The sequence below is a fragment of the Prodigiosinella aquatilis genome (assembly GCA_030388725.1).
Lineage (GTDB): Bacteria > Pseudomonadota > Gammaproteobacteria > Enterobacterales > Enterobacteriaceae > Prodigiosinella > Prodigiosinella aquatilis.
Genome location: CP128857.1, coordinates 1,241,516 through 1,267,234, shown reverse-complemented (window position 1 = coordinate 1,267,234; position 25,719 = coordinate 1,241,516). Strand labels below are relative to the sequence as shown.

The following is a 25,719-nucleotide window of genomic DNA, read 5'->3' as shown; positions in this document are numbered from 1 at the left end:
TCCAGCACATGCAATCCGTTACTTTAACAGGACCTGTTCACTGCTAATCCTGTGCTTAGGGTGCCACCATGTCAGGTTCCTTCTCGAGGAGCACGAAACGTGGTGGTTGCCCTATCCTACTTAAACTCAACAGGCAGTAGACCCCGGCCTGTTATTTTGTCTGCTCGGCATTATCCTTGCGAATCAATCAGCCCCGCCCATTGCTCCACCCATTGAGATGAGAGCACTTCAGGCTCTGGATGTTCAGTTGCATCAATTTCCAGTACCTGACCAATGCGTTGCGCCCCGATCTCCTGCAACAACGAATCAAACTGATGACCACCACCACAGAAATGCTCATAACTACTATCACCCAGAGCAATCAAACCATAATGTAACGCTGGCTGATAACCGCCCTTCTCTCGCAGTGCCTCATACAGCGGTGCAATAGACTCCGGCAATTGCCCCTGGCCAGTAGTAGACGTGACTACCAACACATAATGCTGACAGTATGCCAACCAGGACTCTAGCGAAGCGTCCTCAAACACAGCCACTTCGTGACCATGTTCTTTGAGAATACTTTCCGCTTCTTCAGCAACCAACAACGCGTTCCCATAAACCGTGCCAACAAAAATGCCTATCTGCGCCATGATACTGACTCCCTTATGATTAATGCCGCAATCAAGTCAGCTATCCTGCCCCGGACAATCGGGAAACTCAACCCTTTCAAATTCAGGGAGATTCCCCTGCCATCCCAATTGCGCCATGACACCTTGCCACGGGTCATCCCAGCGAGCTTCAAACGTCAGCATGTCTCCAGTGACCGGGTGTGACAACGTTAATCGGCTGGCATGTAACATCAACCGACCACAGGAAAAATGTGTTTCCATTCCACGATTCTGACGTAAATCACCATGGGAAGAGTCGCCAATAATGGGATGCCGTATATGTGACATATGCCGGCGTAGCTGATGTTTACGACCCGTTTCAGGCTTCAGTTCCACCAGACTATAGCGGGACGTTGGGTAACGACCAATTGCTACTGGCATTTCCGCCTGAGCCAATGCCTGATAATGGCTGACCGCTGGTTGAGGGCCCTTATTCATATTGGCATATTTATCAGCAATTTTATCCAGCTCTTCCGTTAGTGCATAATCAATCACACCAGAGTCAAAGACGTACCCGCGCACCACCGCATGATACGTTTTCTGGATTTGATGCTGCTCAAATTGGACCGAAAGTTTACGTGCCACCTCACTCGACAGCGCCAGCAACAGGAGTCCTGAAGTTGGCCTATCCAGGCGATGAACCGTGAACACATGCTGGCCAATTTGATCACGTACCGTCTGCATAACAACGACTTTTTCCTTGCGATCCAGCCAACTACGATGGACCAACCAACCTGACGGCTTATTCACGGCCACCAGATACTCATCCTGATAAATGATTTCAAGCATCTGATTGCCCGCTTAACAACACATCGAGCCGCCCCAGTTCAAACAACAGTGGCTTCACCCCTTCCAGAGTGTCATCCAATGCTTCTTCAAAGTATGGCAATAGAGAAAAACGTGATGGCAAAGGTGCGTTGCTATCCAGCAGCCTATGCATACGGGGTAACAAGACCCACTGCAACCATTGCTCGGGACGCATGGTATCAATACAAAAGGGTTCAACACTGTTAAACGCTGTGGAATCTGGCGGGGACGACTGCCAGAAAGGGCTCTCTTTCAACACGCGCTCGGTTTCAAACAGCGCCTGACGAAGCTGGATTTCTACACTCATGCAAGTATCTCGACAGACCAACAACAAGGCGGCAAAGCATAGCATTGTTGCTTCCTCCGATCACTCAACAGCCAATTTTGACAGAAAAAATGGGGGTACTGATTGCTCAGTACCCCCGATTCGTTTTATAGCAATCCCGCTACACAATTGCATCCCTGCTCATCCTTGAAAACTTTTCCTTGAACGGTCTTCCTAACCAACAATCCTTGCTGGCGATCCCTCTTTCATCCTTGACGGTCGTTCCTTCATGATCATCCTGATCATTTCTCCTTTAGGCTCCTGCCCCACCAGCCTTCCCTATGCTGGCTCTCATTCTCCTTCCTGGAGGTGTCCCTCATTCTTCCTGAAAAAAGAGTCTGGTCATAACAGAACGCTGTTACCTTCTTCATGATGGTATGAAATACGCTGTTACTGTGTCGCTCTACTGAATAATAAGATGTATTAATTAAACTGAATCGGCAAGCCACTTACACGGTGTAATAACCACACAAATTATGAAGGAAGGTAATAGAAATCATTAATCCCTTAATTAATAATGAAAAAAATAAATATAAATGTAAGTTACATATTAAAGAGAAGAGATAACTTACAAGTAATGTAAGAGATATCTTACAAGACAGAAAGCGAAACACGGTTCAGTAATGCAGAATCAATGGCTGGAGCTTATCGAGGAAGTCAGATAGTGTGGGGGCCAGAACATTCCGTTGCCTGGTACCAAACTCTTCCAGAATAACTTCGCCACTAATATTACATAAAGATATAAGCGCCATTTCAGTATTTGTAGTGGCTAAAAACAATGTTGGTGGCAATTTCAGTCTTTTCTGTGTCAAAAGATGACCAATCAGATTCTCTTGCATACGGATAAAATCATCCTCACTCCATACCTGCAATAAAGTGCAGGCAATATCACCGTAGCTCGCTTCCATATCGCCTGCATATTGACAGGTAAAAAATGCATGAGCGGCAGGATGGATACGTATGTTCAGCGCACGTTCGACGCCATCCAACCGAGATGCTAAACCGGAAGGTTGCGGCAACCATTGCACACGATGATCATCACTGGCAACAATGCATGGTGACTCTACACCATGCAACGCTTCACTGGCCGGAGGATACCCCATCTCCAGCTGCCATAAATCGACATAACGTTGTGTAAACGTGCTCAGCGCCTGTACTATCTCATGCTCCATAATGTCTCTCATCATTTTGTCTGCCGGGTTACACTCATTGCCATTATATCTGGCTGATTATCCCTATAGTGCGGGATATGGTCGACGGGTAAGACAATAAAATGCGCGGAAATGCGCAACTTTTCCTGCTAACTGGAACCACCATTGGCAAAAACGATAGCAGCACGTTAAGGTAGAGACAAACCGGTAAAGCATTACGTGATTGTCGTAACATACTGCATTTCAAGGAGTAAAATTGATTACACATATTAGCCCATTAGGGTCAATGGATTTGTTATCGCAGTTGGAAGTAGACATGCTGAAAAGCACTGCCAGCAGCGATCTTTATCGCTTATTCCGTAACTGCTCACTTGCTGTACTGAATTCCGGCAGTCAGACTGATAACAGTAAGGAGTTACTCTCCCGCTACGAAGACTTTGACATCAACGTGCTACGTCGTGAGCGTGGAGTAAAACTGGAATTGGTGAACCCTCCTGAAGAGGCATTTGTCGACGGTCAAATTATCCGGTCACTGCAAGCCAACTTGTTTGCCGTATTGCGCGATATCCTGTTTGTTAATGGGCAAATTGCTTATGCGAACTATTATCAGCACCTGAATCTGGAAGATTCGACGCATATTACCAATCTGGTATTTTCCATTCTGCGTAATGCCAGATCACTACATGTGGGGGAAGAACCAAACATGGTGGTGTGTTGGGGTGGCCACTCGATCAAGGAAAGCGAATACCTTTATGCACGCAAAGTTGGCAGCCAACTGGGATTACGGGAATTAAATATCTGTACCGGATGTGGTCCTGGCGCAATGGAGGCCCCGATGAAAGGCGCCGCCGTCGGCCATGCTCAGCAGCATTACAAAGAAGGGCGTTTTATCGGCATGACTGAACCGTCTATCATTGCCGCCGAACCGCCGAATCCATTAGTGAACGAACTCATCATCATGCCAGATATCGAAAAACGACTGGAAGCGTTTGTCCGACTCGGTCATGGCATCATCATTTTCCCAGGCGGTGTGGGTACGGCTGAAGAGTTTCTTTATCTACTGGGGATCATGATGAACCCGGCAAACAGTGAACAAGTTCTGCCCATCGTGCTGACTGGACCAGAAGAAAGCGCGAATTACTTCCAGGTGCTGGACGAGTTTATCGTCAGCACGCTGGGCCGTCAGGCACGCCGTTACTACTCGATCATTATCAATGATGCGCCCGAGGTGGCCAGACAGATGAAAAAGGCCATGCCGCTGGTTAAAGAACAGCGCCGCCATACGGGTGATGCCTATAGTTTTAACTGGTCAATGCGCATTGAAGCAGACCTACAGCGACCTTTTGAGCCTACACACGAAAATATGGCAAACCTCAATCTGCATCCAAATCAACCCGCAGAACAACTGGCCGCGACATTGCGTCGAGCTTTCTCTGGTATTGTCGCAGGTAACGTCAAGGAATCAGGTATTCACGCCATTGAGCTAAATGGTCCATATAAATTGCATGGTGATGCGGAAATCATGAAAAACATGGATAAGCTGTTGCAAAGCTTTGTCGCCCAGCAACGCATGAAACTTCCAGGCAGCGCCTATATTCCTTGCTACGAAATTTGTACCTGACAACCTCGATACCAATGGTGAAAACGACGTTACTATCGGTAGCATCAGGACTCTGCTTATGCTCGTACATCTATTAATTATTGATGCGCTGAATCTGATCAGACGTATCCATGCGGTACAGGGTTCTCCCTGTGTCACGGCTTGTGTGCATGCAGTCAACCAACTGATACAACACAGTCAACCGACCCATGCAGTAGCCGTGTTTGACGATGAAGATCGCTCGACAAGCTGGCGCCATCAATTATTGCCGGAGTATAAGGCCGGACGAAAGGCCATGCCGGAAACACTGCGGCAGGAGTTGTCGCAGATAAAAGAAGCGTTGCTCACTGTAGGGATCAATAGTTGGCATTCGCCCGGTGATGAAGCCGATGATCTGGCGGCGACGCTGGCAAAAAAAGTCGCCGCTCAAGGGTTACAAGCGACGATTGTCTCCACGGATAAAGGATATTGCCAGTTACTGGCACCAACCATTCAGATTCGTGATTATTTCCAGAAACGCTGGCTGGATTTACCTTTTATTCAGCAGGAATTCGGCGTCACCCCACAACAATTACCCGATTATTGGGGGTTGGCAGGCATCAGCAGCAGTAAAATTCCAGGGGTCAGTGGCATTGGCCCAAAAAATGCAGCTCAGTTACTACAACAGGCCGGTTCATTGGACAATCTTTACCAGCAATTGGACCAACTACCTGACAAGTGGCGAATTAAACTGGAGCAACAGCGCGAGATGGCTTACTGCTGCCGTCAAGTGGCAACGCTCAAGACTGACCTCACACTTCACGGTAATCTGCAACAATTACGATTGCGCACATCGGCTGGGTAATCCCAGCCCATTCTGAGCAATAACAAATCACCCGCGCTCATCGCGCCGCCCCGGCATAGCACTCCAGATACGTCGGGCATGTATTGTGACTTCTTCTCGATCGTGGTAGAGCTGTTTGGCGTGAACTTCAGAATTGATACCGTTTTCCTGCAAACGCTCGGTAAGCAAGGCCAGATTCTGCATCACTTCCTCATAGCGTTTTTTCATTGGCAACTTGAGGTTGAAAATAACTTCACGACACCATCCATTAACCAACCAGTCGGCCATCCGGTTAGTCACTTTCGCCGGTTTCTCCACCATGTCACATACCAGCCAGGAGATATTGTTACGGGGGGGTTCGAAACGGAATCCATCGACCTGATGATGAGTAACCTGTCCGGTATCCATCAGACTGGGCGCCATCATTCCGTTATCAACAGCGTGAACCATCATGCTGCGTTTCACCAGTTGATAAGTCCAACCACCGGGACAGGCACCCAGGTCTACCGCATGCATCCCGCTGGCTAGCCGCTCATCCCACTCATCGGCGGGAATAAACACATGGAAAGCCTCTTCAAGTTTCAGGGTAGAACGACTGGGAGCGTCGGATGGGAACTTAAGACGCGGAATCCCCATGTAGAAAGGAGAGTTATTATTAGGGTAGGAGTACCCTACATAACAATATCCTGGCGCGATAAATAGCACATGTATCACGGGTTTATCAGCCCTCTCCTGCGCCAGCAGGATATGATGTTCACGTAAAACGGCACGCAAGGGTACCGTAAATTTGCGACAGAACGTCATCAGCTCTTTACTTTCATTGGTGTCAGGCACTTCAACCCGCAGTTCACCGGCGCACTCCAGTACCCCCGTCAACATACCTACAATCGGCGTGATACGATCTTCCGGAGGCAAGTCCCGCAACAATTCGCCACAGACCATCATCTGCCGGACAAAAATCAGTTCCCGAAACGGCAATTCCTTAATCAAACGGTCAGCATCTTCATGTTGATAACATTCGAATATCACATAACCGCTGTTATCCTTTACTCGCACGAAACCGTATACATTGTAACGAGCAGCTTTATCGGTAATTTCCGCTGCACACTCTTTTTCAAAACCGGGCCGACAATACAAAATAACTTTATTCATGCTATTCAGCCTTTTTCTTTGAACGTAAGGCACCAATCAACAACAGTATCCAACCCACCAGGAAAAATACGCCACCCACCGGGGTAATATAGACCCAGAATTTCAGGAGAGAGAGTGCCAGACAGTAAAGACTACCGCTGAATAACACCGTGCCAAGTCCTAAAAAAACGCTGCTCCAGTAGAACCACAAATTGCTTCTCTGATTCATGGCGATAGAAAGGGCCAGTATCACCAGAGTATGAAAAGCCTGATATTGTAACCCGGTATGTAACCAGCTCAGTTCAACGTCACCTAGAGATTTACTCAACACGTGAGCACCAAATGCCCCCAGCGCGACATAAATAAATCCGCTAATGGCAGCAAATACCATCATGAAACGACTGTTCATCGTTGTTATCCATTCACAAAGAAAGAGAGATCTGAAACCGTTATGGTATCAGCGTGTATTGTGATCATAACGAAAGCGAAATTTTTCCTGCTCACTGGCCGCCCGAGAGAGTATCCACTGGCGAAAGGCGGCTATTTTACCCAGTTCGGCCTGACTGTCATGACATACCAGATAAAAAGCGCTCTTGCTAACCAAAACATCACTAAACGGACACACCAACCGGCCCGCTTCAAGTTCTGTCTGTGCCATCACGTTATTGGCCAATGCCACGCCCTGCCCATGAATGGCAGCCTGTAATACCATAGCGCTGTGACTGAAAATCGGCCCCTGTTGCACATTAATCTGCTGAATGCCCAGTTGCCGGGTATAAGCCAACCAGTCCCGGCGGGAAGCGTCATGTAGCAAAGTGTGCCAAATTAAATCTTCCGGTGTTTTCAGTGGATGTGCTCCCGTCAGCAATAGCGGGGAGCACACCGGTAACAAATACTCGGCATAAAGCTTTTCCACCCGTAAGCCCGGCCAATTACCCCGTCCATAAAAAATGGCGACATCCACATCATCAGACAGACGATCCTCTTCTCGATCCACTGCCTGAATTCGCACATCAATGCCGGGGTAATCCGAGTTGAAACTGGACAACCTGGGTACCAGCCAATGGATAGCAAAACTAGGCAACAGACTGACGGTCAATGCCCCTTTGGCACTGCGGGCCTGTAGCTTACGCGTAGCTTCATTCAGCGCAGAGAAAATTTCTTTTATATCCAGAAAATAACTTTGCCCCTCCTCGGTAAGCAGCAACGAACGGTTGCGCCGTCGGAAAAGCTTCAAGCCAAGAAAATCTTCCAGAGACTTGATCTGGTGACTGACGGCAGCCTGAGTAACAAACAACTCTTCAGCCGCTTTGGTAAAGCTTAAATGGCGAGCAGCCGCATCAAATACGCGTAGTGCATTGAGTGGAGGTAGTCGTTTTGACATAAACGGATTTCTTTTATTTACCGGGAAGTAACGTGTAATACACACTCATATACACATTAGTTTTTATAATCCGAGGCATTATAAATTGTCCGTTGAGGATGCACCAGCAAATACCTATATTAGTGCTACTTCCTGAGCCGGAACGAAAAGCGCGAAGGGGAAATCCTGATGTGCTTTTGGCTTGTGGTTGTGATGTTGTGTTTGCTATTTGTTTATTGTCTGCCTTTTCAGACACCGGTAGCTCAGCTACTTTTTCACTTCCTGTATTTACCCTGTCTGTCTATAGTGATTTTGTATAGCACCGCGTACTTGCGGTGCTTTTTTTTGCTATGAATGTTCCGTTAGTAACCCAAACACTATCAATGAGTTACTTAGCTTCACTCATTTGTTCTATATCGGAGCGGTTAATCTGTTGCTCGTTACCCGCGACGTCTTTGTATTTAATCATACCGGTTTCATCATCCACTTTGGGTTTTCCTTGCGCCACAATATCCCGCCCGTCATGGGTATGCATAACGTAATTACTGGAACAGGCCGCCATAGAGAATACCATCATAACCACTGCCAAAATTAATATATTATTCTTCATAATAAACTCCCGGTAATTTTAAAAACCCACTAATTGAATTTAAATGCCATAAAACTCCATTTATTAACAATGCTAAGGTTAGCAACCTTTATTCGTTTTGTCAGAATATGCGCTTAAGCATTGTCTGAAACTTGTTTCGACGGCAAGAATGCGACAAGATCTGCCGCTCAATAGAGGACTGCTATGAAACTGTTCAACGCCGCCACTTTTCGCCAACAATTCCCAGCATTACAGCAGCCTGGGGTCTACCTTGACAGTGCCGCCACGGCGCTGAAACCACAGGCAGTTATTGACGCTATCGAACAAAGTTATTCTCACCATATCGGGAATGTGCATCGTAGCCAGCATCATGGTGCCCAGGCGTTAACTCAGCAGTTTGAAGATGCCCGTGCGTTGGTCGCCGAATTTATCCATGCGCAAGACAGTCGAAATATTATCTGGACCCGTGGCACCACCGAAGCGATCAATCTGATTGCGCAAAGTTATGCTCGCCCACGACTACAACCTGGTGATCAGATCCTGGTAAGTGAAGCCGAGCACCACGCTAACCTGATCCCTTGGCTCATGGTGGCGCAGCAAACCGGCGCACAAGTCGTCAAGCTGCCAATTGGCACGGATTTAGTGCCAGATCTCAACCAACTGGCCACCTTACTGACACCCCGGACCCGGTTGCTGGCACTGGGGCAAATGTCAAATGTCACTGGTGGGATGCCTGATTTGGGAAGAGCGATTACGCTGGCACATCAGGTGGGGGCCGTCGTGGTTGTAGATGGTGCTCAGGGCGTTGTCCATCACACACCCGACGTACAGTCGCTGGATATCGACTTCTATGCCTTTTCCGGTCACAAGCTGTATGGCCCTACCGGGATTGGCGCACTGTATGGCAAACCTGACCTGTTGGAATCCATGCCACCATGGCATGGCGGTGGGAAAATGATGACGGATGTTTCTTTTGCCGGTTTTGCTCCGCAGGTTGTTCCTCAGCGTTTTGAAGCCGGAACACCACATATTGCCGGTGTGATCGGACTCGCTGCCACGCTACGCTGGTTGGTCGAACAAGATATGGACGCCGCCGAGCAATACAGCACGGCATTAGCTGGAGAGGTGGAAACCCGGCTGGCCACGCTTCCCGGCTTTCGCAGTTTCCGCTGTCCGGGTTCCAGCTTACTGTCATTTGAATTTGACCAGGTACATCACAACGATCTGGTTACGTTGCTGGCAGAAGACGGTATTGCGCTGCGTGCTGGCCATCACTGTGCACAACCGCTGATGAACGCGTTAGGTTTGAAAGGGACATTACGCGCCTCTTTTGCCCCTTATAATACCGAACAGGACGCAGACCGATTGGTTGAAGCCACCCGGAAAGCACTTGAATTACTTACTGATTAAATGACACAACATGAATAACCCACAACCTACACAGCATCCGTTTGGCACACTCATCACCACAGAAGATTTGGCACAACAATTTAACGCCTGTCGTTCATGGGAAGAACGTTATCGCCAGATTATTTTGCTGGCCAAACAGCTTCCCGTGTTACCCGAAGCACTAAAACAGGATCAGATAGCACTGTCAGGCTGTGAAAATCAGGTTTGGCTGGGTTATCAGCGTCGGGATGATGGCACTCTGCATTTTTACGGCGACAGTGACGGCCGTATCGTGCGCGGTTTGCTGGCAATACTGCTCACCGCCGTAGAAGGGAAAACACCAGAATACCTGGGCCAGCAAGACCCACTGGCGCTTTTCGAACAATTGGGTTTACGGGCACAGCTCAGCGCGTCACGAGCCAGTGGATTGTCAGCGCTGGCGATACGCATTCACGACATCGCCGCACAGAAATGCTAATTTACGCAATCGGTCTCTGCCGCTGCGCTTTAGCCATCATTTTTTTCAGCGCATGTGACACCGCCACAAAACCAAATGTCGCAGTGACCATTGTTGCCGCGCCGAAGCCAGAGGCACAGTCCATCCGCTTTACACCTTCTGCCGTGCTGCGTGAAGCACAAACAGAGCCATCGGGTTGAGGATAGACCAGCGGTTCACTGGAAAACACGCAGTCAATACCCAGCTTACCCTTGCTGTTTTTTACAATATTAAAATCATGTTTCAGCCGTTCGCGCAATTTCGCCGCCAGCGGATCCTGAATGGTTTTGGCAAGATCTGTCACTTCAATACGCGTTGGGTCAATTTGCCCACCGGCACCACCGGTTGTCACCACCGGGATCTTATTACGTCGACAATAGGCCAGTAATGCGGCTTTAGGACGCACGCTGTCAATGGCATCAATGACATAGCTGAAATTTTGAGTCAGCAACTCTGCCATATTGTCTGCATTGATAAAATCGTCCACACAAGTCACGCGGCACTCAGGATTAATCGCTAAAATACGCTCGGCCATCACGTCGGTTTTCGGTTGGCCGGTATACTGGCGCAGTGCATGGATCTGCCGGTTGGTATTGCTAACACACACATCGTCCATATCAATCAGGGTAATCGCGCCAATGCCGGTTCGCGCCAGTGCTTCCGCCGCCCAGGAACCGACGCCGCCAATGCCAATCACACAAACATGTGACTGGGCAAACAACGCCAGCGCCGGCTGGCCGTATAAACGAGCGGTACCACTGAAACGTTGCAAATAACCCTCGGATAATGGCGTACTCATTACAATCAACCTTGCAGAAATAAAAATAAAACGGTACGAATCATACCTCAGCGACGTTCATTTGCAGAGCAAATTACTTCTGATGTCAGGCAGTAACCTCGCGACGATTAAAAATTTCTTCTGGACAATTTATCCCATCCTCGATCATGTTAATGATCATAATCCCATTCGGTAATAACAGAATCGGCCTCAGCCCGTATGCAGTTCAGGAAAAACGATGAAACTTGAATTAGTAAAGGCGACAGCATCTGACATTAACTTTCTCTTACAACTACGAGAGTTAACGATGGGGAAGTATCTGACTGAAATAGGAGCCGCCAATGACAAAGCATCCTACCTTAAACGGATCTTGTATAACTTTGAGGATGCTCAATTGGTTATGATTAACGGACAACTCGCCGGACTATTCAAGAGCAGCTTTATTGCCGAAAAAGATCACTGGTATCTGGTGCAAATCCAGGTCCATCCAGATTTTCAAAATCTTGGTATCGGCAAAATACTCATCACTACCCTGCTTGAGCACGCCCGCGCAGAAGGAAAAAATGTGCTGCTGAGCGTATTGAAAAACAACCCGGCCAAAGCACTTTATTACCGATTGGGCTTTAGAACGACAGAAGAAAACGAATACGAGTATGTGATGGAATACCAGACCAGTAGGAAACCTGTATGAAAATTGCCGTATTAGATGATTATCAGGACGAGGTAAAAAATCTGGCGTGTTTCTCGCTGCTGGCAGGACATGATGTGCAGATTTTCCATGAAAGTTATGCCGACATCAGCGAACTGGCTGAAAAACTTCAGGATATAGAAGCGATCGTGCTTATCCGGGAAAGAACCGCGATCAACGACGAGTTATTGTCCAGACTTCCGCATCTGAGACTCATCAGCCAAACCGGAAAAATCAGTAATCATCTGAGCATTGCCACTTGCACCCGACATGGCGTGGCGGTGGCGGAAGGTATCGGTTCCCCCATTGCACCGTCTGAATTGTGCTGGGGACTGATTATGTCGGCATCGCGTTATATTCCCCAATACTCTGCGAATTTATCAAAGAATATCTGGCAGCATTCAAATGCACTTGGGCTGGGAAGAACGCTCAACGGACTGACATTGAGGATCTGGGGCTATGGAAAAATAGGTCAACACATCGCACAGTATGCGAAAGCGTTTGATATGCGAGTACAAGTATGGGGAAGTGAAGCTTCAAGAACCAAAGCGCAGGAACACGGGTTTACTGCTGCAAAGACCAAAACCGAGTTCTTCGCTTCAGCAGATATCCTCTCACTGCATTTACGGTTGAACGAAATGACCTACGGATGTGTGACGAAGGCTGATCTCGAACAAATGAAACCTGATTCGCTATTGGTAAATACCAGTCGGGCAGAATTGATCGAGCCAGGGGCGGTATATCAGGCATTAAGTGCCAATCCGACTAAACGTGCGGCATTGGATGTATTTAATATCGAACCGGCCACATTGGAAAATGAGCCGCTTCTCTCTTTGCCCAATGTCCTCTGTACGCCACATCTGGGTTATGTAGAGAAAAATAGTTATGAACTGTATTTCAAAGTGGCATTTGAAAATGTAATCGCATTTGCGCAGGGAACCCCCACCAACCTGGCCAATAACTTATTGCCGCTCAGTTAACGTCGAGAAATATCAAATCAATAATGAAGTATCGCAGTAACAGTATTCAGCAGAGAAAGTGCGGGCTCGTTTATCAGCCGCACTTTCTCAAACCTTACTGGCACAGATTTAATTCTGGGGATTATCGACCAATAGCCCACCACTGCCATTACCGGATGAACGATTGCTGGCACTGAACAGCGTGCCGGTGTTCCTCTGCCCAGGTGCGCTCTTCAACACCCATACACGGCCATAATGATTATAGAAACCAGCGGCATGACCTGCTTGTTTACCTATTCCCTGATAGATATCGAAATGCTGCCCTTTGATAGCACCACCCACATCCAACGCCACCATCAGGCGCATTTCATATTTGCCCGTAAATTTTCCGTCATTATCCAGCAGTGGTACTTCGGCCAACAATGAGGTACCTGCCGGGATCAGGGAACGGTCTGAAGCCACGGAAGCTTTCGCAACCAACGGAACTGCACTCGCGCCCTTGACTTGTGTCGCCATCATCGGCTTAAAGAAAACGTAAGAGGGATTTTGTTCCAGTAATTCACGGACTTCAGCTTCTGTATGGCACGCGGCCCATTTACGGATTGCCTGCATGGACATATCTTCTTTCGCCACTTCACCACGGTCAATCAATACTTTACCGATACTACGATAAGCGTACCCATTCCTGCCGCCATAGCTAAAAAAGGTCAGCGGCTGCCCGTCACCGAAATCAACATAACCGCTACCTTGTACTTCCATCATAAAGTTATCCATCAGCGAGTTAGTCCAGGCAATGACCAGACTATTACTCAGCGCCCCAGCATAAATAGCACGACGATCAGGTAAACGATGGTTTTTCCTGACCCGAGGCATCGCATACAGCGGATAACGGAATTCTCCCTGACGATAATGGCGGGCCTGCAACACTGGCGTGTAATAGCCAGTAAATTGGACATTGCCGAAACTATCAACACCTTCCATTTGCCAGGCACTGAGACCGTACTTATTTAAATCTCGGGTATCACCGCCCGCCACGATCCAACTTTCGATAGACTGGAAAATGTCGTTGTTGCGGTAGTATAGCTCGGGAGATGCCGCCTGAATCTGGGTAACCTGATTAACAAAGTCTTTGGCATTCACTGGCTTACTGGTGGCATTCGGTTCATTCACCAGTTCCAAAGGCTGATTGAGATGCCCATCTTTATATTGCTGCCCGCGATCAGTCGGCCTTGTCTGGCACCCGGCCAGGATAGCGATCATCGCGCCAGTCAGCACATACTTACTCCACCATCCTTTCATTTCCAGCGCTCTCTTTATCTTTTAACTTTTACGAACACAACGTAGAACGATAACAAACAGCTATGGAGAATTAAACGCGCAGAGACAAAACCTTTCCCATTACGCTTAAAAAACAAACCATTCGACGACAAAAGCATCACTCATCGGTTCAATCGTTAACTATTTTAAAAAAGGGGTTGCATACCAATCCATGCAGAGTATAGTGCGCTTCCACAGACGCGGGGTGGAGCAGCCTGGTAGCTCGTCGGGCTCATAACCCGAAGGTCGTCGGTTCAAATCCGGCCCCCGCAACCAATTGATGTCCCAGAACATCATAGAAGAAATAAAAAAGAAAGACGGACGCGGGGTGGAGCAGCCTGGTAGCTCGTCGGGCTCATAACCCGAAGGTCGTCGGTTCAAATCCGGCCCCCGCAACCAATTATTATTAAACACCCTGACGGGTGTTTTTTACTTTTCAGGGCTTATCGCCTCTGATGCCTCCCGACACCCGAGATTACCGCCACCGTTAACTGATCTGGCTGGCAAAATACGCCTTGATCCCCTCCAGAATAGACGTTGCTACCTGTTGCTGAAAACGACTGGTGCGCAGTTTACGCTCTTCTCCCAGATTGCTTATAAACGCCGTTTCCACCAACACTGACGGAATATCGGGAGCTTTCAATACCGCAAACCCGGCCTGATCGACGCGATTCTTGTGCAAACGGTTAACTTTACCCAACCGATGTAAAATCTCGCTGCCAAATTTAAGACTGTCGTTAATCGTAACAGTTTGCACCATATCGAACATGGTGTGGTCGAGGTAACGATCACCACTCATGCTCACGCCGCCTATCGAATCCGATTCGTTCTGAGAATGAGCCAGAAAACGCGCCGCCGAGCTGGTTGCGCCTTTTTCGGATAGTGCAAACACCGATGAACCACGGGCTGCACGGCTGGTAAACGCATCGGCATGAATAGAGACAAACAGATCGGCTCGCTGCTTACGCGCTTTGGCAACACGCACTCTCAGAGGGATGAATACATCCTCGTGGCGCGTCATGTACACTTTCATATTAGGCTCACGCTCAATCAGTGCCTTCAGACGATGCGCGATTTGCAGCACCACATCCTTCTCACGGGTTCTGCGCATTCCGATAGCTCCCGGATCTTCACCACCGTGCCCAGGATCCAGCATGATAATCAACGGTCTGTCACGCCCGATTTTGCCCGGTTTTGGCATCTCCGGCGGCAACGCTTGCTCCAGATCACCCTTATTGTAATCTTCCAGCAACGCCAGTAATGGATCTTTCGCGTTATCGTAACGTCCCACCAACGGATACAGATCCATCACCAGGCGATTTTTAAAACCGGCGACAGGCGTCAGCGAAAACATGTTGGGATTAACACTTTGTTTCAATTCAATCACTAGCCGGACCGTATTTTTATCAAACTGGCCGACACGTGCTTCTTTTATCAGCGGGTCATCTTTGCCAAATTGCCCGCTCGCATTTTTCAGGACGCTGTTAAGCACCACATTATCAATGTCAATGACAATCCGTTTCGGATGTTCAAGCGTAAACTGCCGGTATTTCAGCGGATGATTCGATTCCAGCGTCACACGGGTATAAGAGGAGGACGGCCAAACACGTACGGCAATCACCTGCGATACAGCCGCTGCCATACTGACACCACTGACGCTTAATAACCAGGTAGCCGCTGCGCCCTGCAACAAGCGCCGCCGAGTCAGATGATTATTTGAATGAGACATGCAACTCCGCTTTCTTTACCGTATGAACCTGATAGATGATAAATGAAAATATCAAACATAAAAACGCGAAAAACTTTAACGAATCTATCACTGACTGTCATGCAAAAATCATTTTTCTACTTTATAAGTAGTTTAATCCACATCAGCTATGTCTCACTTTTCTCCTGATGACTTATCACTTGCCTTTTGCTTCATGAAGAATAAAAATACAAAAATATCGAATAAAAATTCAAAGAGGGCTCGCAGTGAAGGAACGTAGTACAGAACTGGTTCAAGGCTTCCGCCACTCAGTTCCCTATATCAACGCCCATCGGGGTAAAACGTTCGTGATCATGCTCAGCGGTGAAGCTATCGAGCATGAAAATTTTGCCAATATTGTCAATGATATCGGGCTATTGCACAGTTTGGGAATCAAACTGGTGGTGGTTTACGGCGCACGACCGCAGATTGACACTAACCTGTTGGCCCATAACCACGAGCCTCGCTACCATAAACATATCCGAGTTACGGACCGCACCACGTTGGAACTGGTAAAACAGGCGGCGGGTATGCTGCAATTGGATATTACGGCACGTCTGTCCATGAGTCTGACCAACACGCCACTTCAGGGTGCGCATATTAACGTCGTCAGCGGTAATTTCATTATCGCCCAGCCGTTGGGTGTCGATGATGGTGTCGATTACTGCCATAGCGGACGCATCCGTCGTATTGATGAAGAAGCATTGCACCGTCAACTGAATAGTGGAGCCATCGTCCTGCTCGGGCCAGTGGCTGTTTCCGTCACCGGTGAAAGCTTTAACCTGACATCGGAAGAAGTCGCCACCCAACTGGCGATCAAGCTCAAAGCCGAAAAAATGATTGGTTTCTGCTCCTCACAGGGCGTGACCAATGAGCAGGGTAATATTATTTCCGAAATGTTGCCTGAAGCTGCGCAACAACGCATTCAGATACTGGAAGAACAAGGTGATTTCAACTCTGAAACCATCCGCTTCCTGCGAGGCGCGACGAAAGCCTGTCGCAGTGGTGTACGTCGCAGTCATCTGATCAGCTATCAGGAAGATGGTGCCCTGGTGCAGGAATTGTTCTCCCGCGATGGTATAGGAACCCAGATCGTGATGGAAAGCGCCGAACAGATTCGGCGGGCCACCATTAACGACATCGGCGGCATTCTGGAACTCATTCGTCCTCTGGAGCAACAAGGTATTCTGGTTCGTCGCTCACGCGAACAACTGGAAATTGAGATTGATAAATTTACCGTAGTAGTGCGGGATAATCTAACCATTGCTTGCGCAGCACTTTACCCTTTTCCGGAAGAAAAAATCGGTGAAATGGCCTGCGTGGCAGTTCATCCTGAATATCGGAGTTCCTCTCGCGGCGACCAGCTACTGCAACACATTTCAGCACAGGCCCGGCAACAAGGGCTAAAACGGCTGTTTGTATTGACCACCCACAGTATCCACTGGTTCCAGGAACGGGGTTTTCAACCGGCAGAAGTCGACGTATTGCCGAAGAAAAAGCAGGAACTCTATAACTATCAGCGCCGCTCCAAAATTCTGGTGACTGATCTCTAATCCGCAGTACTTTACTTGCGCGTGGTGCTCACTTCACCACGCGCATCATGTCATCAATATCTGAATCTGTTCGGCTAATCCACTGTAACGCAGAGTCGGCGTTTTCACTGCCCGACACAAAACAGGTATGTCCGTATACAGCGATAAACGCTCGCGGGCGCGGGTAATCGCGGTATAAACCAGTTCCCGGGTCAATACCGGCAGGAAATGGTTCGGCAACGCCAGGGCCGTATGCTCAAACTCGGATCCCTGAGATTTATGTACCGTCATGGCATAAGCCGTTTCATGGCGCGGCAACCGATTGGGAGCCACGGACTTGGTACTACCATCTGGTAACTGAAAGTAGACTCGCAAATCGTTATTCTCATTCAACAACGCGATACCGATATCGCCATTAAACAATCCTAGTACCGCGTCATTACGTTCAATCATGACCGGCCGTCCCACATACCAGTGGCTGGTGGGATTTGTACTGTGTCGTATCAGTCCGGCCTGATGTAAAGCTTGCTCAATTCGCGGGTTAAGTCCCGATACGCCAAACGGCCCTTCACGCAGGGCGCACAATTGACGGTAACGCTGGAAAGCCCGCAGGATCGCTTCTGGTGTATCACCGACGCCGATACGCGTCAGGTAGTCACGGTAACCGGCGACAGCTTGAGACAGCAACTGCTGGTAATCCTGATTATCAGACAGCGGTTGACAGGTAATATCAGCATGCCCTTGTTGCAGCACACGTTGCACCTGTAGTTCATCACCGTCATTCACCGCCTGGGCAAGTTGACCGATTCCCGACGATTGCTCAAAGCGATAGCTTTTACGCAGCAAGCAAATGCTGTCTGCCACGCTGCGCTGTGTCTCCATCGCAGTATGTGTCAGCGGACAACCGGTAAGTCGGGACAATTGCTGACTGCGACTGCGGCTATAACCTTGTTCGGCCGAGCGACAGATATCACCCAATACGGCACCGGCTTCCACAGAAGCCAACTGGTCACGGTCGCCAAGGAAAACGACACGGGCATGAAGGGGCAAGGCGGCTATCAAACTCGCCATCATTGGCAAGTCGACCATGGAAGCTTCATCAACCACCAGAACATCCAGGTGCAACGGATTTTCCTGATGGTAACGCAGCCGGTTGCTATCCGGTACGGCCCCCAACAAACGGTGAAGCGTTGTCGCCTCTTGCGGGAAAACGTGTTGCTGTCCGGCACTGAGCAGCAGGTCACCCAGCGCCGACCCTAATGACTCTGTCAAACGCGCCGCCGCTTTACCTGTCGGTGCGGCCAATTGAATGCGCAATCGTGCACCGTGATGCAGTTGAACCAACGCCGCCAGCAATCTGGCGACCGTGGTGGTTTTCCCCGTTCCCGGGCCACCGGAAATCACAGTGATACGCCGTGTCAGCGCCACCGCAGCGGCAATTTTCTGCCAATCAGTTTCCGATGTAGCGATGCCAAACAAACTATCCAGTACCTGACGTACAGCCTGTTCATCAACGGGCTGATCGTGGCGATCACTGGCAATGAACTGCGCCACCCGACATTCACTCTGCCAACTACGCTGCAAGTAAAGCCGCCCGTGTTGCAGTACCAGTGGTGTTGCTGTACTGCCATCGCCCACCGCTGGACAAACTGACAGCCGACGATGCCACGCCGCTGTATCAGGCTCCCCGACCGATTGCCATACGGCCTGAGACAGCTCTGGATCACGCCCATCAAAAAAATCACGTGGATGCAATTGCGCCAGTGGTAAACAAACATGCCCTGCCCCGGCATGATGGCTCAGACTGGCCGCCGCCAATAGCAAATGCGGTTGATCATCATCTGCCAGCATTCTGGCAAATTGCAGATCCAGCGAACGCAGTAATTGGCGCTGAAAAGCGGTTTCCAATAGATCAATCATGCCCGGCACGCTGTTCCCCCTCACTGCCTTTCCCCTGGAATAGTTGGTCCATGCCTTCTACCAAACCCTGTGGCGGACAGTAGAAAAACACGCCATTTCCGGGATAGGTGGCGTCAATACCCCGTAAAAAAAGATAGAACACACCGCCAAAATGCTGCTGATAATCATACTCAGGCAGCCGATGACGTAGGTAGCGATGTAATGCCAGGGTATACAATTGGTACTGTAGATCATAACGGTGTTCCGCCATCGCCTGCATCATCGCGGACTGGGTATAAGCGCTGGCATCGGCCCCCAACCAGTTGGATTTGTAATCCAGCAGGTAATAACGCCCCTGCCAGCAAAACACCAGATCAATGAACCCCTTAAGCATTCCTTTGACCTGCTGGAATGCCAACGGCGGACATTGAGCAGAAAGAGGATCAAACGTCTTGGTCAGGCTATCCAGATTTCTGGCCTGCATCGCTTGCTGAATGGGCAGATAGAATTGCATTTCTGCCTGCTTATGTCCGTTATCCAACCCGGCGAGCTGAATACCGTCCTTATTCAGCGGGGTAGTCAGTATGGTTTCCATCCACTGTCTGAGTACTGAACACCAGCTCTCATCAATGCCATATGCCTGTAGTTGCGTCATCAGCCAGTCATCATCAACGGGTTGGGTAAAATCCAGCGATTCAAACAAGCCATGTAAGAAAGTGCCCGGCGAGGCACCTCGGGGAAAAGTATGTGGCGTTAACTGTGACTCCGGCTCCTGCTGCCGCTCCCCCATGGCTTCAATATCAAGGCGGGGTAATAAATCCTGCACAACTGAAGAACCATGCTGCTGTAATCCGGAATAACTGGTCACCCGCCAGCCATCACGTAATACGCGCGTATTCTGGCGTACCTGCAACTCCTGCTGGTCTGCGCTCAGTGGCTGCCACGGTTGCTCATCCTCCGGTTTCACCAGACAGGTGACCACGCCATCCGCTGCCATGCCATCCAGCTCGGCAATGAGCCCCGCGGCGTCCGCAGGCATTCCCCTCTGTAACAGATACCCCAGGGCGCTCTGGTGCATGTCGCTATCGCCCTCTTTCTTTTGGGAACGCTGGTAAAGCGGAGCCACCCCGATACTACAGTGATAAATGGCCCGGGTCATCGCGACATAAAGCAGACGCAGATCTTCCGCCAGGCGTTCTTCTTCCGCCAGCATCTGGCTCTCTTCACTATTTTGCAAATCCAGCAGTGCCTGAAAACTTTCCCGGTCATGATAAAGACCCTGCGACTGTTGCCGGAAATTACCGATAAAAGGCAACCATACCAACGGATATTCCAGTCCTTTAGATTTATGGATGGTGACAATTTGTACCAGATGCTGATCACTTTCCAGACGAAGCTGTTGATTTTCCGCCTGTGGATTGGGCTGCATGATCTGCTGCGATAACCAACGCACCAGTGCGTGTTCACTGTCCAGAGATGAAGAGGCTTCCTGTAACAACTCACCAACGTGCAGAATATCCGTCAGTCGTCGTTCCCCATCACGACTGGATAACAAATTTTCAGCCAATTGGTGACGGCGCATCAACGCCCGCAACATCGGCAGCACACCACGCTGTTGCCATAGAAGACGATAACCTGCGAACTCATCCACCAACGCATCCCAGTCCGCTTCATTATGATTCAATGCCTCTATCGCTGGCGCATCTAACCCCATCAATGTAGTGGCCATGGCGCTGCGCAGTGTCCGCTCCTGCTCCGGGGCCAGCACGGCGTGTAACAGCCAAAGCACATCCCGGGCTTCAGGTGTGGTAAATACGCTGTCGCGGTTTGAGAGATAAACAGAAGGAATATTCAGGTGGCCAAGCGCTTGGCGCACCAGGGTTGCTTCATGCCGACTCCGTACCAGTACGGTAATATCCGCCGCCTGCACTGGCTGGCGTTTATCACCGTTCACCAACCAGGCCTCGTGGCGTTGCCCCGCCATCAGCCAGTCACGGATTTGAGATGCACACTGTCGGGCCATTATCTGCTGGTATTCACTCACACCGACACCTTGTGTTCCCGTTAACCAGAACTGCAATGCAGGACTTACGGTTCCCTGATACTCAAAGGCCAGTGAGCGGTTGGACTCGGCCGGTTTGACCGCCATAAAAGGGATCTGCGAAAAAATAAATGGCGCATCGACGCGCTGAAACAGGCAGTTCACGGCATTCACCATATCCGGGGAAGAACGCCAGTTGGTGTCCAATGTGTAATGTGCGGTCACATCGTCCCGCGCACGCATGTAGGTAAAAATATCCGCGCCGCGGAATGCATAAATGGCCTGTTTCGGATCACCGATCATCAGCCAGCCACATTGCGACTGATCTGCATACAAGGTGCGAAAAATACGATACTGCTGGGTATCCGTATCCTGAAACTCGTCAATCATCGCCACCGGATAACGGTCGCGGATAGCGTGCGCCAGTTGCTCTCCCCCGGCCTGTTGTAACGCTTCATCCAGACGGGCAAGCAGGTCATCAAACCCCAATTCGGCTCGCCGTTGCTTCTCCTCACGTACCGAGCGGCGGATCGCTTTCAACGCCAACCAAATCATCAAATCCCGTAGTGACAGAGACTGCTGTAAAAGCTGATCCACAGCATCAAAAACCGCATGTGATGGAGGTTCACCCTTGACCGTACGCTGATTCAGTTCTGACTGGCCAAACCGCGCCAAATCCTTGGGCAATTGATAGTCTACTGTTGGTTGTTCCTCGGCCCACTGGGTCACATTGCGTAACCAGTTGGGTCGATTACGGCTGCTATAACGCCGTTTATCAACACCCGATGCACTGATTAACGCGTCCAGTTCCGGGGCAGATTCCCGCCATTGCTGTTTGAAACCGTCGATAATGGCAATGATTTTCTGATGCCGCTCGACCAACGTTTCACTTTCCTGCGGCGGCAGGCGCAGCGCAGGCGTATCACCGTGCAAATAAGGCGTCAGCTCCTGCAACAGTTTTTCCGGCCCGCTCCACAATGTCCCGATTACCCTCGCCATATCCAGTGGCAACGGGTAGCAATAGCGACGCCAGAAATCAGCACAAGCCTGACGACGCAATGGTTGTTCATCTTCCAGCAGATCCTGTTCAAACAGCACCCCAGACTCGAACGCATTGCTGGTCAACATGCGCTGACAGAAACCGTGAATCGTGTAGATAGCCGCATCGTCCATTTGCCGTTCGGCCATCAACAGCGTTTCCGCGGCATCGGCTCTCGACGCTTCCGGGATCTCCGCTAACAATTGCATCATCAATGGGTTATCACTCTGACGGCGGATACAGGCCAAACGCAGCTCATGAATCCGCTCACGGATACGCTCACGCAGCTCTTCCGTCGCCGCTTCGGTAAACGTCACCACCAGAATTTCATCCACTGACAACGGGCGCAGATAAGCCGCTTCTTTACCCAACCCCAGTAATAAACGCAGATACAGTGCCGCCAGTGTGTAGGTTTTTCCGGTACCTGCCGAGGCTTCAATCAACCTTTCGCCAAACAATGGTAACGTGAAAAAATTCAGTGATTGTGGGGGCGCATTGGTCATTTATTTTCCACCTGCTCAATGGGCAGCGTTTTCTGCAACGACGACGCATCGGGATAGATTGTCCATCCCTGAGGCGCCGCGTAATCCGCCTTATCATGATGACTACCGGAAACCTGAGACAGCACCGCCAATCCCTGCGGTTTCAGCGCTTGTTGAAAAAAGTCGGCCAGTTGAGTGAGCGTTATCGCGTTCACCTGTTCGATCAACTTTTGCCGCGTGTCAAAGGCAAAGTTTTCCCGCTCCAGATCGTTACGCAGACGACCAGCTTCTTCATCCAGCGTCTGCGGACGCTGGCGCAATTCGTTAATCAATCCCTGTTTATTCTGCGCAAACTCGTCTGGAGCCATCGCTTGCAGGCGTTCTCCGGCTGTGGCATAAAAATTCTGATAACGCTGAAACAGATAAGCCGGTTGTCGGCTGTTGCTTTGCAGCAGAAAACCAATACCCCACTGACGACCGATGGAGAACGGCGTAGCAAACACCGCATACCCTAATTGTTCTTGTGTTCTGAGCTGGCTATAAAACCAGGGATGCAAGATTTGTCCCAGCAAACTGCTATAGGCCATACTCTGTACCTCATCATAGCCAGCCGGAATGTAAACCGCCGCCAGCGCAGAATCCGTACTGCTGCCCACCTGTTGCAGAGTGGCACGCTGAGCCTGGGTAATTTTCACTTTTTTGCTTCGCCACCATTGGACGCCGCCACAGCCCAGACGCCTTTTCAGGCTCTGCGCCAGACGGACCACATCATCCGGCAGCAAGTTTCCCACCACCATCATTTCCGGTGTAGCTTGTTGCAGCAGCGCGTTGCGATAATCCATTACATCTTGCAATTGTATGCCGCTGAGCAACTGACGACGCTCTGAGCGTTCCGTGTAAGGAACACGGGACAGCGCCTGTATCGGCTGTATCGCCTGTTCATACGCTTTAGCCTTATCTGCCGCATCCAGCTGTTGGACATACCAGGACTTTGCCTGCGCTAACTGCTCTTGCGTAGGCATAAACGAGGAGTAAACATCAATTAACGACTGCAATAATTCGGGTAGGTGCTGGGTATAGCCACTGGTCTCCATAACCACTCCACCATTACTGCCGGTAGAAAAACCAATGCCGCCCACCGATGCTTGATAACTCAACTCATCCAATGCCAACCCGGCCAGATAATCATGCAGTGCAAACAACACCTGATGACGCGCCGTATCGTCAGCCATTTTATTGCGTAACAGTAGGGTGATATTGGCTTTCGGTTCATCCGCAAAGTAGCGGCTGGGCATATACAGCACACGCAAACCGGGTTGCTCCAGCAACATTTTAGGATGATCAATCGTGGTATCCGTCTTGATCAACGAAAAATCATCCGGAATATAAGGGTTGGCCGCAGGCAACGTCAGGTTGATACTCTTTTCTTGTTGCTGCCATTTGGCTATCTGGTCAGCCCTGATTTTGTCGACCTGATAAGGTGCCTGAACAAAGTAGGCCATTCTGTTATGCGGCTCATCCGGACTGATGAACCAGATACGAGCGTTCTGTGGCGTCATACCGTCCAACCTTGCCGCAATAGCGTTGGGATCATAACGATCGGCAAGATAAGACGCGTCCAGGGTATGTTCAATCGGAACACGCAGCATGGTATCCACCAGCCACTCGATATAGCCCATATCACGATTGATCGAGGGATAACGGAAATCCACATTCAGTACATGCGCGATCTCATCAAAATAGCGTGGCTGAATCCCATCCTGACGTATTCTGTGCAGATAACTGAAGATCGCGGCAATCACCTCATCTTTCTGCGCCAGTCCTTTATCTGTAAGATTCGCGGAAATAGTCAATATCCCGCCATTACGCTCAACTATGGGATTGGCACCCGCGTTGATCGAGTCCACCAGTCCCTGCTTCTGTAGCCAGTCTGAAAGTGTATTCTGGCTGCGATTACCAATCAAATAACTGATATAGGTATCTGTTTTGCTTCGAAATGCCTGACTATTATTCTCAATTCTGAATTCAAGGCGCAGCTGCTTTCGTGGTTGAGCCGGCACGTAATGAATAATGACACCACGCTGTTTTTCAGTCACAACCGGTACCGTAATCTCTGGTACACGAGCTCGATGGTTGGCAATACGGCCAAAGGTTTCCGCTGCGATTTTGGCCATTTCCGCCAAGGGTTTATTACTATAGATAACGCCCTTCATCAGGTTTGCGGAGTAATAACGCTGATAAAAACGGACCAGTTCATCATGCAGATTGCTGCCTGGTTTATCACGCAAGGTTTCCAGGTTCCCCCCCGCGAACCGAGAACCGGGGTGTGCCGGGTTCAGTGTCTCAGCGCTCACTTGTGACATTCTCAATCCGTCTCGTGAACGGGCCATAGTCAGTTCGGCATTGACGGCATGGCGTTCACGATCAGCATTGACCGGATCCAATAAAGGCTCCGCGATAGCATCTGCCAGGCGATCAACCGCGGGTTGCAAAGCATCATTTTCAACTTCCAGATAAAACGCGGTACGGTACGATGCGGTGCTGGCGTTATGGCTGCCTCCGTGTTTTTTCAAAAACTCGGACAAACTTTCCGGCTGCGGATAACGTTTGGATCCCATCAACAACATATGTTCCAGATAGTGCGCCAATCCTGGCTGGCTCTTCGGGTTATCCAATGAGCCGATCGGCAGTGCCAGCGCGGCCAGAGAACTGGTTGCCTGCGGATCAGAAACCAGAAGCACCGTCATGTCATTGTCCAGCTTGATCGCTTGATATTGCCGCAAATCGTTGGCGCTTTTATTGATGGTTTGCGGCAAAACCTGCCAACCGGTATCGGCCCAACTGATCGGAAGCCAGAAAATCAGTAACAACAATCCGGTGATCCAGACATACTGTCTACGCATGCAACGCTCCAAA

General features: G+C 49.7%; 21 protein-coding genes and 2 tRNA genes. 9 read left to right on the top strand and 14 right to left on the bottom strand.

The features are described from left to right. Window positions 1–170: 170 nt before the first annotated feature. The 4 genes from PCO85_05975 to syd form a co-directional block, all read right to left on the bottom strand. On the bottom strand, window positions 171–629 hold the full coding sequence (locus PCO85_05975) for a flavodoxin (protein ID WJV54968.1): 459 nt from the start codon (window positions 627–629) through the stop codon (window positions 171–173). 36 nt (window positions 630–665) lie between these two features. Then, on the bottom strand, window positions 666–1,436 hold the full coding sequence (gene truC / locus PCO85_05970) for a tRNA pseudouridine(65) synthase TruC (GenBank protein WJV54967.1): 771 nt from the start codon (window positions 1,434–1,436) through the stop codon (window positions 666–668). Beyond that, window positions 1,429–1,761 (bottom strand): YqcC family protein, encoded by a 333-nt coding sequence (locus tag PCO85_05965; protein ID WJV56009.1) that lies wholly within the window; start codon window positions 1,759–1,761, stop codon window positions 1,429–1,431. The genes truC and PCO85_05965 overlap by 8 nt, the downstream gene beginning before the upstream one ends. Window positions 1,762–2,396: 635 nt before the next feature. Next, the gene (syd, locus tag PCO85_05960) at window positions 2,397–2,951 is read right to left on the bottom strand and encodes a SecY-interacting protein (protein WJV56008.1); all 555 of its coding nucleotides are present in this window, start codon (window positions 2,949–2,951) and stop codon (window positions 2,397–2,399) included. A 235-nt stretch (window positions 2,952–3,186) separates the two neighbouring features. Here syd and ppnN point away from each other — a divergent pair, with 235 nt between their 5' ends. Both ppnN and xni read left to right on the top strand, forming a co-directional pair. Further along, entirely contained in the window at window positions 3,187–4,551 is a 1,365-nt protein-coding gene (gene ppnN / locus PCO85_05955) for a nucleotide 5'-monophosphate nucleosidase PpnN (protein WJV54966.1), read from the top strand. A gap of 58 nt (window positions 4,552–4,609) precedes the next feature. Further along, entirely contained in the window at window positions 4,610–5,374 is a 765-nt protein-coding gene (gene xni, locus PCO85_05950) for a flap endonuclease Xni (GenBank protein WJV54965.1), read from the top strand. 27 nt (window positions 5,375–5,401) lie between these two features. On the opposite strand, the gene rlmM is transcribed toward xni, so the two are convergent. The 4 genes from rlmM to PCO85_05930 form a co-directional block, all read right to left on the bottom strand. Beyond that, complete coding sequence (rlmM, locus tag PCO85_05945) at window positions 5,402–6,505, bottom strand: 23S rRNA (cytidine(2498)-2'-O)-methyltransferase RlmM (protein WJV54964.1); 1,104 nt, start codon at window positions 6,503–6,505, stop codon at window positions 5,402–5,404. Between the two features lies 1 nt (window position 6,506). Next, on the bottom strand, window positions 6,507–6,893 hold the full coding sequence (locus PCO85_05940; GenBank protein WJV54963.1) for a DUF423 domain-containing protein: 387 nt from the start codon (window positions 6,891–6,893) through the stop codon (window positions 6,507–6,509). A 48-nt stretch (window positions 6,894–6,941) separates the two neighbouring features. Next, window positions 6,942–7,868 carry a transcriptional regulator GcvA gene (locus tag PCO85_05935; GenBank protein ID WJV54962.1) on the bottom strand — a complete coding sequence of 309 codons (927 nt, stop codon included), beginning with the start codon at window positions 7,866–7,868 and terminating at the stop codon, window positions 6,942–6,944. 367 nt (window positions 7,869–8,235) lie between these two features. After that, window positions 8,236–8,457 carry a YgdI/YgdR family lipoprotein gene (locus PCO85_05930; GenBank protein ID WJV54961.1) on the bottom strand — a complete coding sequence of 74 codons (222 nt, stop codon included), beginning with the start codon at window positions 8,455–8,457 and terminating at the stop codon, window positions 8,236–8,238. A 183-nt stretch (window positions 8,458–8,640) separates the two neighbouring features. Between PCO85_05930 and csdA the strand changes: the two genes are divergently transcribed. Both csdA and csdE read left to right on the top strand, forming a co-directional pair. Further along, window positions 8,641–9,846, top strand: coding sequence for a cysteine desulfurase CsdA (gene csdA, locus PCO85_05925; GenBank protein ID WJV54960.1), 1,206 nt, complete (start codon window positions 8,641–8,643; stop codon window positions 9,844–9,846). Between the two features lie 10 nt (window positions 9,847–9,856). Further along, window positions 9,857–10,303 (top strand): cysteine desulfurase sulfur acceptor subunit CsdE, encoded by a 447-nt coding sequence (gene csdE, locus PCO85_05920; protein WJV54959.1) that lies wholly within the window; start codon window positions 9,857–9,859, stop codon window positions 10,301–10,303. Between the two features lies 1 nt (window position 10,304). On the opposite strand, the gene tcdA is transcribed toward csdE, so the two are convergent. After that, window positions 10,305–11,120, bottom strand: a complete 816-nt coding sequence (gene tcdA / locus PCO85_05915) for a tRNA cyclic N6-threonylcarbamoyladenosine(37) synthase TcdA (protein WJV54958.1) — start codon at window positions 11,118–11,120, stop codon at window positions 10,305–10,307. 217 nt (window positions 11,121–11,337) lie between these two features. Between tcdA and PCO85_05910 the strand changes: the two genes are divergently transcribed. Together PCO85_05910 and PCO85_05905 are read left to right on the top strand one after the other, a co-directional pair. Next, entirely contained in the window at window positions 11,338–11,790 is a 453-nt protein-coding gene (locus PCO85_05910; GenBank protein ID WJV54957.1) for an N-acetyltransferase, read from the top strand. After that, window positions 11,787–12,767 carry a D-2-hydroxyacid dehydrogenase family protein gene (locus tag PCO85_05905; protein ID WJV54956.1) on the top strand — a complete coding sequence of 327 codons (981 nt, stop codon included), beginning with the start codon at window positions 11,787–11,789 and terminating at the stop codon, window positions 12,765–12,767. Before PCO85_05910 ends, PCO85_05905 begins: the two co-directional genes overlap by 4 nt. A gap of 108 nt (window positions 12,768–12,875) precedes the next feature. Here PCO85_05905 and mltA read toward each other — a convergent pair whose 3' ends face one another. Next, on the bottom strand, window positions 12,876–14,045 hold the full coding sequence (gene mltA / locus PCO85_05900; GenBank protein ID WJV54955.1) for a murein transglycosylase A: 1,170 nt from the start codon (window positions 14,043–14,045) through the stop codon (window positions 12,876–12,878). A gap of 217 nt (window positions 14,046–14,262) precedes the next feature. Here mltA and PCO85_05895 point away from each other — a divergent pair. Continuing rightward, window positions 14,263–14,339: transfer RNA gene (locus PCO85_05895), tRNA-Met, on the top strand. Between the two features lie 46 nt (window positions 14,340–14,385). Beyond that, a tRNA-Met gene (locus PCO85_05890) sits at window positions 14,386–14,462 on the top strand. 88 nt (window positions 14,463–14,550) lie between these two features. Here the strand turns inward: PCO85_05890 and amiC are convergent. Beyond that, window positions 14,551–15,792, bottom strand: coding sequence for an N-acetylmuramoyl-L-alanine amidase AmiC (gene amiC / locus PCO85_05885; protein ID WJV54954.1), 1,242 nt, complete (start codon window positions 15,790–15,792; stop codon window positions 14,551–14,553). A gap of 245 nt (window positions 15,793–16,037) precedes the next feature. Between amiC and argA the strand changes: the two genes are divergently transcribed. Then, window positions 16,038–17,363 carry an amino-acid N-acetyltransferase gene (argA, locus tag PCO85_05880; protein ID WJV54953.1) on the top strand — a complete coding sequence of 442 codons (1,326 nt, stop codon included), beginning with the start codon at window positions 16,038–16,040 and terminating at the stop codon, window positions 17,361–17,363. A gap of 45 nt (window positions 17,364–17,408) precedes the next feature. On the opposite strand, the gene recD is transcribed toward argA, so the two are convergent. Genes recD through ptrA form a run of 3 tightly spaced genes read right to left on the bottom strand, consistent with a single transcriptional unit; the run spans window position 17,409 to window position 25,706 of the window. Beyond that, window positions 17,409–19,262 (bottom strand): exodeoxyribonuclease V subunit alpha, encoded by a 1,854-nt coding sequence (recD, locus tag PCO85_05875; GenBank protein ID WJV56007.1) that lies wholly within the window; start codon window positions 19,260–19,262, stop codon window positions 17,409–17,411. Beyond that, window positions 19,255–22,824, bottom strand: coding sequence for an exodeoxyribonuclease V subunit beta (gene recB / locus PCO85_05870; GenBank protein ID WJV54952.1), 3,570 nt, complete (start codon window positions 22,822–22,824; stop codon window positions 19,255–19,257). Before recB ends, recD begins: the two co-directional genes overlap by 8 nt. After that, entirely contained in the window at window positions 22,821–25,706 is a 2,886-nt protein-coding gene (ptrA, locus tag PCO85_05865; protein WJV54951.1) for a pitrilysin, read from the bottom strand. The genes recB and ptrA overlap by 4 nt, the downstream gene beginning before the upstream one ends. Between the last annotated feature and the right edge of the window lie 13 nt (window positions 25,707–25,719).

Bases quoted from the DNA above. Each gene is read 5' to 3' on its own strand.
- rlmM (WJV54964.1), bottom strand. From the start codon at position 6,505: ATGAATAAAGTTATTTTGTATTGTCGGCCCGGTTTTGAAAAAGAGTGT.
- xni (WJV54965.1), top strand. From the start codon at position 4,610: ATGCTCGTACATCTATTAATTATTGATGCGCTGAATCTGATCAGACGT.
- PCO85_05940 (WJV54963.1), bottom strand. From the start codon at position 6,893: ATGAACAGTCGTTTCATGATGGTATTTGCTGCCATTAGCGGATTTATT.
- recB (WJV54952.1), bottom strand. From the start codon at position 22,824: ATGACCAATGCGCCCCCACAATCACTGAATTTTTTCACGTTACCATTG.
- tcdA (WJV54958.1), bottom strand. From the start codon at position 11,120: ATGAGTACGCCATTATCCGAGGGTTATTTGCAACGTTTCAGTGGTACC.
- truC (WJV54967.1), bottom strand. From the start codon at position 1,436: ATGCTTGAAATCATTTATCAGGATGAGTATCTGGTGGCCGTGAATAAG.
- amiC (WJV54954.1), bottom strand. From the start codon at position 15,792: ATGTCTCATTCAAATAATCATCTGACTCGGCGGCGCTTGTTGCAGGGC.
- PCO85_05975 (WJV54968.1), bottom strand. From the start codon at position 629: ATGGCGCAGATAGGCATTTTTGTTGGCACGGTTTATGGGAACGCGTTG.
- ptrA (WJV54951.1), bottom strand. From the start codon at position 25,706: ATGCGTAGACAGTATGTCTGGATCACCGGATTGTTGTTACTGATTTTC.
- PCO85_05905 (WJV54956.1), top strand. From the start codon at position 11,787: ATGAAAATTGCCGTATTAGATGATTATCAGGACGAGGTAAAAAATCTG.
- syd (WJV56008.1), bottom strand. From the start codon at position 2,951: ATGGAGCATGAGATAGTACAGGCGCTGAGCACGTTTACACAACGTTAT.
- PCO85_05935 (WJV54962.1), bottom strand. From the start codon at position 7,868: ATGTCAAAACGACTACCTCCACTCAATGCACTACGCGTATTTGATGCG.
- PCO85_05910 (WJV54957.1), top strand. From the start codon at position 11,338: ATGAAACTTGAATTAGTAAAGGCGACAGCATCTGACATTAACTTTCTC.
- PCO85_05930 (WJV54961.1), bottom strand. From the start codon at position 8,457: ATGAAGAATAATATATTAATTTTGGCAGTGGTTATGATGGTATTCTCT.
- recD (WJV56007.1), bottom strand. From the start codon at position 19,262: ATGATTGATCTATTGGAAACCGCTTTTCAGCGCCAATTACTGCGTTCG.
- PCO85_05965 (WJV56009.1), bottom strand. From the start codon at position 1,761: ATGAGTGTAGAAATCCAGCTTCGTCAGGCGCTGTTTGAAACCGAGCGC.
- mltA (WJV54955.1), bottom strand. From the start codon at position 14,045: ATGAAAGGATGGTGGAGTAAGTATGTGCTGACTGGCGCGATGATCGCT.
- csdA (WJV54960.1), top strand. From the start codon at position 8,641: ATGAAACTGTTCAACGCCGCCACTTTTCGCCAACAATTCCCAGCATTA.
- csdE (WJV54959.1), top strand. From the start codon at position 9,857: ATGAATAACCCACAACCTACACAGCATCCGTTTGGCACACTCATCACC.